Source organism: Streptomyces sp. NPDC048659 (assembly GCF_040650575.1).
Classification (GTDB): Bacteria; Actinomycetota; Actinomycetes; order Streptomycetales; family Streptomycetaceae; genus Streptomyces.
On sequence record NZ_JBEZHM010000077.1, the window covers coordinates 16,944 to 29,157 of the forward strand.

Genomic DNA, 12,214 nt, shown 5'->3' on the forward strand with positions numbered 1-12,214 from the left:
GGGTTCCTTTCGGATCAGGTGGCGACCCAGCGCTCCTTGCGGCGCAGGACGAGGTCGACCAGGGACCGGACGAAGACGAGCTGCCGGAACACGTCGTAGAGGAGCTCCGGGACGAGCGGCAGGGCCAGCAGCACGGCCCGGCGGCCCTGCCGGCGCACGGTGAGGGTGCGTTCCAGGACGAAGACCAGCGTGATCGCGCCCCAGAACAGCGAGAAGCCCTGCCAGCCGACGGTGGTCAGGACGAGCACGGTGAAGAGGCCGAACAGCGCCAGCGCCAGGGCGCCGAGGCCGAGCATGATCTGCTGCCCGAAGTACGGCAGGGTGACCTTGGTCAGGCCGTAGTCGCGCAGGTTCTCCAAGGCGCCGCGCTGCCAGCGCATCCGCTGGTGCCAGAGCTTGGGCAGGGTCGGCATGACCTCGGTGACGAGCCAGCAGCCGTCGGGGGAGACGGTGCGGTGGCCGAGGGTCTTGACGGCCTTGGTGATCTCGTCGTCCTCGGTGAGCGAGGCGAGGCTGTAGTAGGAGTCCCCGCCGCCGATCCGGCCGGCCCGGCGGGCGTCGCGGACCTCGCGCAGCACGCGGGCGCGGAAGACGGTGCCGGTGCCGGTGAGGACGACGGCCTCGTTGCCCTTGCGGTGGATCTCCAGGGCGTACCGCTCGTACTCCATGCGCTGGAGCAGGCCGAGGAGCCCGCCGCCCTCCTCGCCGTAGAAGACGCCGCCGACGGCGCCGACGGCCCCGTCCTCGTCCAGGGCGTCGACGGCGCAGCGGACGAACCGGGGGTTGAGCACCGTGTCGGCGTCCTGGACGAGGACGAGGGCGTCCTCGGGGAGTCCGTCGAGGACGGCGGGCAGGGCCTGGTTGAGGGCGCCCGCCTTCTTGTCGCGGTTGCCGGTGGTGACGTGGACCTCGGCGCCGACGCGCTCGGCGACCTCGGCGGTGTGGTCGGTGCAGTTGTCGGCGACGACGATGATCCGGTCGGGCCGCACGGACTGCCGGTGCAGCCCGCCGAGGGTGGCGGTGATGCCGTGCTGCTCGTTGTGCGCGGGGATCACCGCTACCAGTTCCGTCATCGTGCCCTCCGTCCGCTCCCGGCCGGCCCGTCCGGTGCGCGGCCGACACGTCGACGGTCTCGCGGCGAGGTTGCGGCACGGGTGCGCGGAGGGTGCGGCGGGGGTGCTCCCGGGGGCTCCGGGACCTTCGGCGGGCGGTTCGGGACCTTCCACCCGGCCGGCCGGGGGCGGTCAGGCCGGGGGGCGGTAGCGGTAGCCGACGCCGCGGACGGTGGCGATGCCGGTCCGGCCGCCGGTCGCTTCGGCGATCTTGTGGCGCAGCCGCAGCACCGCGTACTTCACCCGGCGCGCGTCGGCGTTCTCGTCGTCGCCCCAGACCTCCCGCAGGAGCTGCCCGCGGCTCAGCACCCGCTCGGGGCGGGTCACGAACGCGGCGAGCAGGTCGAACTCCAGCGCGGTCAGGTCGAGCGTGGTGCCGTCGGCGCGGGCGGTCCGGGTGGCGGGGTCCACCACGATCCGCTGCCCGGGAGCGGCCGGGGCGGCCCCCGCGGGGCCCGGTCCGGGCGCGGGCGCCGGTCCGGTGCCGGACCGGCTCGCGGGGCGCAGCAGGCGCCGGAATCGGGCGGCGATCCGGGGCATCCCCTGGGCGCGGGAGAGGGCGTACGTGATGTAGTCGTCCGCGCCGAGGCGGTACGCGCGGGTGGCGTCGTCCTCGATGTAGACGGGGGCGGCCATGACGATGGGCAGCAGCCGGTCGCCCGCGCGGAGTTCGACGAGGAGCCGCCAGGGGTCGCAGCCGGGCAGCAGGGTGCTGAGCACCAGGCCCTGGGGGGCGCGTTCCCGCAGCGCGCGGCGGGTGGCGTCGGCGTCGGGCGCGTGCACCACCTCGTAGCCCTCGACGCGCAGCATCCCGCCGACCTCGGCCATGACCCGGGGGTCGGTCAGGGCGAACAGGATGAGCGGCCGGCGGGCGGGCGGCGGGGGATCGGACAAGTGCGCCATATGAGGACACATTAGGGTGAGTGGCCCGTCCCGGCACGTGGCGCCGTCCCGCGCGGTGCGGGGGGGCCTCAGCCCTCCTCGTCCCCCCTGTCCCCCCTGTCCCCCCTGTCCTCCCGCGGCGCCGGCTCCACGGAGGCGCCCGTCAGGTCCTCGACACCCTCCGCCGCGTCCGCCACGCCCTTGAGGTACGCGTCGGACAGGGGCGGCGGCGCCGGGGCGGGCGGCGGCTCCACGGCGGGGCGGTCCGCTGACCGTTCCGCGGGCCGCTCGGCGGGCTGCTCCGGTCCGCCGCCCGCGCGCTCCAGGAAGCGCAGCAGTTCGACCGGGATCGGCAGCACCAGGGTCGAGTTCTTCTCCGCCGACACGGCCATCACCGTCTGCAGCAGCCGGAGCTGGAGCGCGGACGGCGTGTCCTCCATCTGGCGCGCCGCCTCGGCCAGCTTCTTCGACGCCTGGAGCTCCGCGTCCGCGTTGATCACCCGCGCGCGCCGCTCCCGGTCCGCCTCCGCCTGCCGGGCCATCGAGCGCTTCATCGTCTCGGGCAGCGACACGTCCTTGATCTCGACCCGGTCGATCGCGACGCCCCAGCCCATCGCCGGGCTGTCGAGCATCAGCTCCAGGCCCTGGTTGAGCTTCTCCCGGTTGGACAGCAGGTCGTCCAGGTCGCTCTTGCCGATGATCGACCGCAGTGAGGTCTGCGCCATCTGGGAGACGGCGAACTTGTAGTCCTCCACCCGCACCAGCGCCTCGGCCGCGTCCACGACCTTGAAGTAGACGACCGCGTCGACCCGCACGGTCACGTTGTCCCGGGTGATGCCCTCCTGGGCCGGCACCGGCATCGTGACGATCTGCATGTTGACCTTGTGCATCCGGTCGACCAGCGGAACGATCATCTGGAATCCGGGCTGGCGCTCCCGGTCGACGAGCCGCCCGAAGCGGAACACCACCCCGCGCTCGTACTGCTTGACCACGCGCGCCGCGGCCCCCGCGTACACCGCGACCGCCGCCCCCGCCCCCACGGCCGCCATCAACAGCTCTTGGATCATGACGGGCTCCCTGACAAAGGGTTACAAGAAGGGTATTCCCCTACCGGCCGCCCGCGAACGCGCCGCCGCCCCGCGAACTCACAGCCAGCCCGCGAACTCCAGCAGCAGCTCCGCGTCCGCCGGGCGTCCCGCGTCGAGCGCCCGGGCCGCCGACTCGACCGCCCGGAAGAGCGTCCAGCCGCGCAGCCGCTCCCGGTCCAGGTCCAGCGCGTCGGCCAGCTTGTTCACCCGCCGCCGGGCCGCCGAGGCGCCCGAGGAGGCGGCCACCAGGTCCTCGACCCGGTCCCGCACCAGCCGCGCCAGGTCGTAGGCCCGCTCGCCGACCAGCGGCTCGGGGCCGACGGCCAGCCAGGGCGCCCGGTCGCCCGCGAGGACCTTGCCCTGCCGGAAGCAGCCGTGCAGCAGCAGGGTCTCCGCCTCGCCCGCGAGCAGCTCCTCGCGGGCCGCCAGCGCCGCCGCCACCAGCGGGCCCGTTTCTTCGTCGGAGCGGTGCGCGGCCATTGCCAGCGCCTGCCGCCCGGTCCGCTCGGCCACCGACTCGAAGCCGTGGCCCGCGGGCGGCTCGACCCACAGCCGCCGGACGGTCCCGGCGGCCTCCAGGAGCGCCTTGGCCTCCGGCAACGAGCGCAGCGAGACCTCCGGGTGCAGCCGCTCCAGGAGCAGCCCGTCGCCGTCCGCGCCGCCCAGCAGGCGCACGGCGCCCCAGCCGTTCCAGTGCGCGAGCGCGGCCCGCTCCAGGTCCGGGCGGGCGGCGGCGGGCGCCAGCTTGAGGGCGGCGCCGGGGACGAGCACGACGAGGCTGCTGCGACCGCCGGGGGCCATCACCCGTTCGGCGGCCAGACCGGCGCCCGCCAGCGCCTCCCGGGTCAGCTCGGGGAGCTCCCCGAGCCACTCGGCCGCGGCGGCCTCCCCGTACGTCTCGCCGAGCGCCCGCACCAGTCGCTGCGGCGGTTCGAAACCCATACGTGCCTTGTTTCCTTCGTTTCCTCGGTGGCGGGCGCCTTCTACGCCCGTTCGGCGAGCCCTGGAAAGGTTACGTCGCTGCCGCGCCAGCGCACCGCCCGGACCGCCGCCTCCCGCAGCGCCGCCGCCGCCTCGCCGCGCAGCGGGCCCTCGGCGGAGCGCACCAGATCGGAGTAGACCCCGGCGACCCGGTCCTCCAGGACGGCGGCCAGGCGCACCGCCGCGGCCGGGTCCGGCACGGTGAACGGCAGCGCGTAGCCCGCGGCGGCGGCGACCGGCTCGCCGCCGAGGTCGCGGACGGTGCGCCGGAGCGCGTCCCGGCGGGCCCGGTGGGCCTGGTGGGCGGCGGTGGCCTCGGCGCGCCGGGCCTCGCCGACGCGGGCGCCGACGACCCCGTACCCGTAGACGGCGGCGTGCTCGGCGGCGAGCGCGGCCTGGGCCGCGTCGAGCGCGGTCATCCCCGGGCCCCTTCGGTCAGCAGATAGGCGTGGGCGGCCCCGGCGGCGGCGACGGAGGCCAGCAGCCGGGCGTACTCGGGCGGCGCCGTCCGCAGCGTCGCCGTGTGGGTGTCGGCGGTCGCCCGTTCGGCGGCGGCCAGTTCGGTGAGCGCCGCCGCCGGGTCGGCGGGTACGGGGGCGGGCGCGGGGGAGCGCGGGGCGGCGGGGGCGGTGGTGCCCGCGGCGCGCGTGGCCGACGGGGCCGGGCTCGCGGACCCCGGGCTCCCCGGGGTCCCGGGGGTCGTCGCGCCCTCGCCGAGGGCCGCGACATGGGCCGCGACCGAGGCCCGCAGCGGTGCCAGCCGGCCGCCGAGCGCGGGGTGCGCGGCGAGCACCGCGTCGTAGCGGGCGAGCAGGGTGCGGCCGGTCGCGGCGGAGCGGGCCCGCAGCACGGCCTCGGCGCGCGCGGCGCGCTCGGCGGCGCTCGGGGGCTCCGGGCGCGTGCCGCCGGGGGAGCTGCAGCCGGCGAGCGCCACCGCGCCGCCGGCCGCGCCCGCGGCCAGGAGCGCGCGCCTTCCGATGCCTGTCACGCCTTCTCCCTCACGCTCAGGTATTCGAAGATCACCGCAGGCGAGCGTACCCGCGGGGCCGGGCCCGGTGGACGGCAACACCCTTCTGGACCGGATACCCTTTGATCTGACACGCGACAACCCACAACAGCACACGCGGCCGAGGAGTCACCCGGATGAGCACCACCCAGAGCGAACGGCTGCGCGGTCTTCTGGAACCGCTCGTTCACGCGAAGGACCTCGACCTCGAGGAGATCGAGGTGTCCCGGGCCGGCCGCCGCGGACTGCTGAGGGTCATCGTCGATTCCGAGGAGGGCGTCGAGCTCGACGCCTGTGCCGAGCTGAGCCGCGTCATCTCCGAGAAGCTCGACGAGTCCGACGTGATGGGCGACGGCGAGTACGTCCTCGAAGTCAGCTCCCCGGGCGCCGACCGCCCCCTGACCCAGCACCGCCACTACGTGCGCGCCGTCGGCCGCCTGGTGAAGCTCCAGCTGACCGCCGAGGCGGGGGACGGCGAGCTGGTCACCCGGATCCTCGCCGTGGACGAGGACGGTCTGGACACCGAGGTGCCGGGCGTGAAGGGCCGCAAGGCCACCGCCCGCCGGGTGGAGTTCGCCGAGATTGCGAAGGCGCGTGTCGAGATCGAGTTCAACCGCAAGGACAAGAAGGAAGAGGAGGCGTAGCCGTGGACATCGACGTGAAGCTTCTGAAGGGCTTGGCGCAGGAGAAGGAAATCTCCTTCGAGATGCTGGTCGAGGCGATCGAGTCGGCCCTCCTCATCGCGTACCACCGCACCCCGGACGCCCGCCGCCACGCGCGCGTGGAGCTGGACCGGGCCACCGGGCACGTGACGGTGTGGGCGAAGGAGGACCCGGCCGACCTGGAGGAGGGCCAGCAGCCCAAGGAGTTCGACGACACGCCGTCGGACTTCGGCCGGATCGCCGCGAGCACCGCCCGCCAGGTCATCCAGCAGCGGCTGCGGGACGCCGAGAACGACGTCACCTTCGGCGAGTACGCCCGCCGCGAGGGCGACATCGTGGCCGGCATGGTGCAGCAGGGCAAGGACCCGAAGAACGTCCTGGTCCGGCTGGACGACAAGCTGGAGGCCATCCTCCCGGTGCAGGAGCAGGTGCCGGGCGAGGACTACACGCACGGCCTGCGGCTGCGCACGTACGTCGTCCGGGTGGCGAAGGGTGTGCGCGGTCCGTCCGTCACCCTTTCGCGTACGCATCCCAATCTGGTGAAGAAGCTCTTCGCCCTGGAGGTGCCGGAGATCGCCGACGGTTCGGTGGAGATCTCCGCCATCGCCCGTGAGGCCGGTCACCGCACCAAGATCGCCGTCCGCTCCACCCGTTCGGGCCTGAACGCCAAGGGCGCCTGCATCGGCCCGATGGGCAGCCGGGTGCGCAACGTGATGGCCGAGCTGCTCGGCGAGAAGATCGACATCGTCGACTGGTCGGACGACCCGGCCGAGATGGTGGCGAACGCGCTCTCCCCGGCGCGGGTCTCCAAGGTCGAGATCGTGGACCTGGCGGCCCGTTCGGCCCGGGTGACGGTGCCGGACTACCAGCTGTCGCTGGCGATCGGCAAGGAGGGGCAGAACGCCCGTCTGGCCGCGCGCCTCACCGGCTGGCGGATCGACATCCGTCCCGACACCGAGGTCGCGGACCCCCGCGACTGAGATCGTATTTGGCCATCAGTCGTTCGATTGTTACCCCGAACGGGTGAGGTCGGTACGGGGAGGTAGACTTAATCGTGTCTGGCCGGACGCATGCCCGCGCGTGCCCTGAGCGAACCTGTGTGGGATGCCGGGAGCGAGCGGCCAAGAGCGACCTGCTGCGGATCGTGATGAATAAGGACGAGTGCGTCCCCGATCATCGCGGTACGCTGCCCGGCCGGGGTGCGTACGTGCACCCCGCCGTGGTCTGTCTCGACCTGGCGGTGCGCCGCAGGGCGTTCCCCAGGGCCTTCAGGACCCAGGGACCGCTCGACACCGTGGCTCTCCGCCACCACGTCGAGCGGGTGACACCGCAGTGAAGAAGTACGGCACGGAATCCCGTGCGGTCAGGTACCTCGCGAGTTGGAAGTAGGTCGAGATTGCGATGAGCACTCGATGAGTACGCGATGAGTACGCCCATGAAGTAGCGACGGTCCGGCGGTAACCGGACCTAAAAGGAGCGAAGTGGCTAAGGTCCGGGTATACGAGCTCGCCAAGGAGTTCGGTGTAGAGAGCAAGGTCGTCATGGCCAAGCTCCAGGAACTCGGTGAGTTCGTCCGTTCGGCGTCCTCGACGATCGAGGCGCCGGTCGTGCGCAAGTTGACTGACGCTTTGCAGGGTCCCGGCGGCAACGCCGGCAAGACCGCTGCCAAGCCCGGCGCCCCCCGCAAGGCGGCGCCCTCCCCCGCGAAGCCCGCGGCGCCGTCCCCGGCCGCCGCGGCTCGTCCCGCTGCCCCCAAGCCCGGCGCCCCGGCCCCCAAGCCGGCCCCCGCCGCGCCCGCGGCGCCGGTCACCCCGGCCGCGCCCGCGAGCAGCACCCCCTCTCCGGCTCCGGCCGCCTCCGGCCCGCGTCCGGGTCCGAAGCCGGCCCCGAAGCCCGCGCCCGCCGCGCCGGCTCCGACCACCCCGGAGTTCACGGCCCCCCCGGCCGCCCCGTCGGCCCCGGCCGCCGGTCAGCGTTCCGGTGGCGCCCCCGGCCCGCGTCCCGCCGCTGCCCGTCCGGGCCAGCAGGCGCCGCGCCCGGGTCAGCAGGCCCCCCGTCCCGGCCAGCAGGCCCCGCGTCCGGGCGCCCGTCCGGCCGGCCCGCGTCCGGGCAACAACCCCTTCACCTCCGGCGGCTCCACCGGCATGGCGCGCCCGCAGGCGCCCCGTCCGCAGGGTGGCGCGCCGCGTCCCGGCGGCTCCGGTGCCCCCGGTGGCGCTCCGCGTCCGCAGGGCCAGGGCGGCGTTCCCGGCGCCCCGCGCCCCCAGGGCGGCGCTCCGCGTCCGACCCCCGGTGGCATGCCCCGTCCGCAGGCTCCCCGTCCGGGCGGCGCGCCCGGCGGTAACCGTCCGAACCCGGGCATGATGCCGCAGCGTCCCGCTGCCGGCCCGCGTCCCGGCCCCGGCGGCCGTGGTCCCGGTGGCCCCGGCGGTCGTCCGGGCGGTCCCGGCGGCGGCGGTGGCGGTCGTCCCGGCTTCGCCGGTCGTCCGGCCGGTCCCGGCGGTGGCGGCGGCGGCTTCGCCGGCCGTCCCGGTGGTCCCGGTGGCGGCGGCGGTCGTCCGGGTGGTCCCGGCGGCGGTGGCGGCGGCTTCGGCGGTCGTCCCGGCGGCTTCGGCGGCCGTCCCGGTGGTCCGGGTGCCCGTGGTGGCACGCAGGGCGCCTTCGGCCGTCCCGGTGGTCCCGCGCGTCGCGGTCGCAAGTCGAAGCGTCAGAGGCGCCAGGAGTACGAGGCCATGCAGGCCCCGTCGGTGGGCGGCGTGATGCTGCCCCGCGGCAACGGCGACACCATTCGCCTGTCGCGCGGTGCCTCCCTCACCGACTTCGCCGAGAAGATCGGCGCCAACCCGGCGTCGCTCGTCGCGGTGATGATGAACCTCGGTGAGATGGTCACGGCCACGCAGTCGGTCTCCGACGACACGCTGACCATGCTCGGCGAAGAGATGAACTACGTCGTTCAGATCGTCTCGCCGGAGGAGGAGGACCGCGAGCTCCTCGAGTCCTTCGACATCGAGTTCGGCGAGGACGAGGGCGGCGAAGAGGCTCTGGTCTCCCGTCCGCCGGTCGTCACCGTCATGGGTCACGTCGACCACGGTAAGACCCGACTGCTCGACGCGATCCGCAAGACGAACGTCGTCGCGGGCGAGGCCGGTGGCATCACCCAGGGCATCGGTGCCTACCAGGTGGGCACCGAGGTCAACGGCGAGGACCGCAAGATCACCTTCATCGACACCCCGGGTCACGAGGCGTTCACCGCCATGCGTGCCCGTGGTGCGAAGTCGACCGACATCGCGATCCTCGTGGTCGCGGCCAACGACGGCGTCATGCCGCAGACGATCGAGGCGCTCAACCACGCCAAGGCCGCCGGCGTCCCGATCGTCGTCGCGGTCAACAAGATCGACGTCGAGGGTGCCGACCCGGTCAAGGTGCGCGGTCAGCTCACCGAGTTCGGTCTGGTGGCCGAGGAGTACGGCGGCGACACGATGTTCGTCGACATCTCCGCCAAGCAGGGTCTGCACATCGACTCCCTGCTGGAGGCCGTCGTCCTCACCGCCGACGCCTCGCTCGACCTGCGGGCCAACCCGAACCAGGACGCGCAGGGTATTGCGATCGAGTCCCACCTCGACCGCGGTCGCGGTGCCGTCTCGACCGTCCTGGTCCAGCGCGGAACGCTGCGCATCGGCGACACCGTGGTGGTCGGCGACGCGTACGGCCGCGTCCGGGCGATGCTCGACGACAAGGGCAACAACGTCGAGGAGGCGACCCCGTCGACTCCCGTCCTGGTGCTCGGTCTCACCAACGTGCCGGGTGCCGGCGACAACCTCATCGTCGTCGACGAGGACCGTACGGCCCGTCAGATCGCCGAGAAGCGCGCCGCGCGTGAGCGCAACGCCGCCTTCGCCAAGCGCGTCCGCCGGGTGTCCCTCGAGGACCTCGACAAGGTGCTCAAGGCCGGTCTGGTCCAGGAACTCAACCTCATCATCAAGGGCGACGCGTCCGGTGCGGTCGAGGCTCTCGAGTCCTCGCTGCTCCAGCTCGACGTCGGCGAAGAGGTCGACATCCGCGTCCTGCACCGCGGTGTGGGTGCGGTCACCGAGTCCGACATCGACCTGGCGATGGGCTCCGACGCCATCGTCATCGGCTACAACGTCCGTGCGGCCGGCCGTGCCGCGCAGATGGCGGAGCGCGAGGGTGTCGACGTCCGGTACTACTCGGTGATCTACCAGGCCATCGAGGAGATCGAGGCGGCCCTGAAGGGTCTCCTCAAGCCGGAGTACGAAGAGGTCGAGCTCGGTACGGCGGAGATCCGCGAGGTCTTCCGCTCGTCCAAGCTGGGCAACATCGCCGGTGTCCTCATCCGCTCGGGCGAGGTCAAGCGCAACACCAAGGCGCGCCTCCTCCGCGACGGCAAGGTCATCGCGGAGAACCTCAACATCGAGGGTCTGCGCCGCTTCAAGGACGACGTCACCGAGATCCGCGAAGGCTACGAGGGTGGTATCAACCTCGGAAACTTCAACGACATCAAGATCGACGACGTCATCGCGACGTACGAGATGCGCGAGAAGCCGCGCGCCTGACGTACAGCGTTGATCCGGGGCCGGTCGGCGGGAAGGAATTCCGTCGATCGGCCCCGGCCGTTCCGTGTACGGTTCTGATGTCCCCGCCAAGCGGTTGGCGGGGCCCATGAACCCGAACCGGCGGGACATCCGGGCATACATGTATGTGGGGACGCTGTCCTTCGATCTGCTCCTCGGCGACGTACGGTCGCTGAAGGAGAAGCGCTCCGTCGTCAGGCCGATCGTCGCCGAGCTCCAGCGGAAGTTCTCCGTGAGCGCGGCGGAGGTGTCGGGCCAGGACCTTCACCGGCGGGCCGAGATCGGCGTCGCGATGGTGTCGGGCGACCCGGGGCACCTCAGTGACGTACTGGACCGGTGCGAGCGCCTGGTCGCCGCCCGGCCGGAGGTGGAGCTGCTGTCCGTTAGACGCAGGCTCCACACCGACGAAGACTGAACTCAGCAGGCAACGCAAGAAAAAGGCAAGAAAGAGGAGAAGGACCAGTGGCCGACAACGCGCGGGCGAAGAAGCTGGCGGACCTCATCCGGGAGGTGGTCGCCGAGAAGCTGCAGCGCGGCATCAAGGACCCGCGCCTGGGTACGCACGTGACCATCACGGACACCCGCGTCACCGGTGACCTGCGGGAGGCGACGGTCTTCTACACGGTCTACGGGGACGAGGAGGAGCGGGCCAGCGCCGCCGCCGGCCTGGAGAGCGCCAAGGGCGTCCTGCGGTCGGCCGTCGGCCGGGCCGCGGGCACCAAGTTCACCCCGACGCTCACCTTCGTGGCGGACGCCCTCCCGGAGACCGCCAAGAACATCGAGGACCTCCTCGACCAGGTGCGCGCCTCGGACGCCAAGGTGCGCGACGCGTCCTCGGGCGCCGCCTTCGCCGGTGACGCCGACCCGTACAAGAAGCAGGGCGAGGACGAAGCCGCCGAATGAGCAAGACAGCCAGCACGCCCGACGGCCTCGTCATCGTCGACAAGCCGTCGGGCTTCACCTCGCACGACGTCGTGGCCAAGATGCGCGGGATCGCCAAGACCCGCCGCGTCGGCCACGCCGGGACGCTCGACCCCATGGCGACGGGTGTCCTCGTCCTCGGCGTGGAGCGGGCGACCAAGCTGCTCGGTCACCTCGCGCTGACCGAGAAGGAGTACCTGGGCACCATCCGGCTCGGGCAGACCACGATCACCGACGACGCCGAGGGCGAGATCACGGCGTCGGTCGACGCGTCGAAGGTCACCCGCGAGCAGATCGACGCGGGGGTCGCGGAGCTGACCGGCGCCATCATGCAGGTGCCGTCGAAGGTCTCCGCCATCAAGATCGACGGCAAGCGGTCCTACGCGCGGGTGCGCGGCGGCGAGGAGTTCGAGATCCCGGCCCGCCCGGTGACCGTCTCCTCCTTCCGCGTGTACGACGTGCGCGAGGACACCGCGGCGGACGGCACCCCCGTGGTGGACCTGGTGGTCTCCGTCGTCTGCTCCTCCGGCACGTACATCCGGGCGCTCGCCCGCGACCTGGGCGCCGGTCTCGGCGTGGGCGGGCACCTGACCGCGCTGCGCCGCACCCGGGTCGGCCCGTACAAGCTGGACTCCGCGCGCACCCTGGACCAGCTCCAGGAGGAGCTCGCGGTCATGCCGGTGGCCGACGCCGCCGCGGCGGCGTTCCCCCGCTGGGACGTCGACGAGAAGCGGGCCGGGCTGCTCCTGAACGGCGTGCGCCTGGAGATGCCGGAGTACCCGGCGGGCCCGGTCGCGGTCTACGGGCCGGACGGGCGGCTGCTCGCGCTGGTCGAGGCGCAGCGGGGCAAGGCGAAGAGCCTGGCCGTCTTCGGCTGAGCCGGAGCGGCCCGCTGTCCGAGTGGGTATCCCCGTGGGGCGGGGGGGGGGGCGGGGGCCCCCCACCGCGGGGCAACCCCCCCCGGAACCCC

The 12,214-nt window shown here is 73.3% G+C and carries 13 protein-coding genes; 7 read left to right on the forward strand and 6 right to left on the reverse strand.

All coding sequences use genetic code 11. The features are described 5' to 3' along the window. Window positions 1–14 precede the first annotated feature (14 nt). From AB0C99_RS35475 to AB0C99_RS35500, 6 genes are all read right to left on the reverse strand, one after another. A complete protein-coding gene (locus tag AB0C99_RS35475; RefSeq protein WP_362483948.1) occupies window positions 15–1,073 on the reverse strand; it encodes a glycosyltransferase family 2 protein in 1,059 nt (352 codons plus the stop codon). 171 nt (window positions 1,074–1,244) lie between these two features. Then, the gene (locus tag AB0C99_RS35480; protein WP_362483949.1) at window positions 1,245–2,006 is read right to left on the reverse strand and encodes a response regulator transcription factor; all 762 of its coding nucleotides are present in this window, start codon (window positions 2,004–2,006) and stop codon (window positions 1,245–1,247) included. Window positions 2,007–2,083: 77 nt separating this feature from the next. Then, complete coding sequence (locus tag AB0C99_RS35485) at window positions 2,084–3,061, reverse strand: slipin family protein (RefSeq protein ID WP_362483951.1); 978 nt, start codon at window positions 3,059–3,061, stop codon at window positions 2,084–2,086. Between the two features lie 78 nt (window positions 3,062–3,139). Next, on the reverse strand, window positions 3,140–4,024 hold the full coding sequence (locus tag AB0C99_RS35490; protein ID WP_362483953.1) for an aminoglycoside phosphotransferase family protein: 885 nt from the start codon (window positions 4,022–4,024) through the stop codon (window positions 3,140–3,142). Window positions 4,025–4,065: 41 nt separating this feature from the next. Next, complete coding sequence (locus tag AB0C99_RS35495) at window positions 4,066–4,482, reverse strand: ferritin-like domain-containing protein (protein WP_362483954.1); 417 nt, start codon at window positions 4,480–4,482, stop codon at window positions 4,066–4,068. Continuing rightward, the gene (locus AB0C99_RS35500) at window positions 4,479–5,051 is read right to left on the reverse strand and encodes a hypothetical protein (RefSeq protein WP_362483956.1); all 573 of its coding nucleotides are present in this window, start codon (window positions 5,049–5,051) and stop codon (window positions 4,479–4,481) included. Before AB0C99_RS35500 ends, AB0C99_RS35495 begins: the two co-directional genes overlap by 4 nt. A gap of 155 nt (window positions 5,052–5,206) precedes the next feature. On the opposite strand from AB0C99_RS35500, the gene rimP reads away from it, so the two are divergent. From rimP to truB, 7 genes are all read left to right on the forward strand, one after another. Further along, entirely contained in the window at window positions 5,207–5,713 is a 507-nt protein-coding gene (rimP, locus tag AB0C99_RS35505) for a ribosome maturation factor RimP (RefSeq protein WP_362483958.1), read from the forward strand. A 2-nt stretch (window positions 5,714–5,715) separates the two neighbouring features. Further along, the gene (nusA, locus tag AB0C99_RS35510; RefSeq protein WP_362483960.1) at window positions 5,716–6,711 is read left to right on the forward strand and encodes a transcription termination factor NusA; all 996 of its coding nucleotides are present in this window, start codon (window positions 5,716–5,718) and stop codon (window positions 6,709–6,711) included. 74 nt (window positions 6,712–6,785) lie between these two features. After that, window positions 6,786–7,067: a YlxR family protein gene (locus AB0C99_RS35515; protein WP_362483962.1), complete on the forward strand. Its 282-nt coding sequence runs from the start codon at window positions 6,786–6,788 to the stop codon at window positions 7,065–7,067. Window positions 7,068–7,212: 145 nt separating this feature from the next. Next, window positions 7,213–10,305 carry a translation initiation factor IF-2 gene (gene infB / locus AB0C99_RS35520; RefSeq protein WP_362483964.1) on the forward strand — a complete coding sequence of 1,031 codons (3,093 nt, stop codon included), beginning with the start codon at window positions 7,213–7,215 and terminating at the stop codon, window positions 10,303–10,305. A 139-nt stretch (window positions 10,306–10,444) separates the two neighbouring features. Continuing rightward, window positions 10,445–10,738 (forward strand): DUF503 domain-containing protein, encoded by a 294-nt coding sequence (locus AB0C99_RS35525; RefSeq protein ID WP_362483970.1) that lies wholly within the window; start codon window positions 10,445–10,447, stop codon window positions 10,736–10,738. Window positions 10,739–10,785: 47 nt separating this feature from the next. Beyond that, window positions 10,786–11,226 carry a 30S ribosome-binding factor RbfA gene (rbfA, locus tag AB0C99_RS35530; RefSeq protein WP_362483966.1) on the forward strand — a complete coding sequence of 147 codons (441 nt, stop codon included), beginning with the start codon at window positions 10,786–10,788 and terminating at the stop codon, window positions 11,224–11,226. Continuing rightward, complete coding sequence (truB, locus tag AB0C99_RS35535; protein WP_362483968.1) at window positions 11,223–12,122, forward strand: tRNA pseudouridine(55) synthase TruB; 900 nt, start codon at window positions 11,223–11,225, stop codon at window positions 12,120–12,122. The genes rbfA and truB overlap by 4 nt, the downstream gene beginning before the upstream one ends. Window positions 12,123–12,214: the final 92 nt, after the last annotated feature.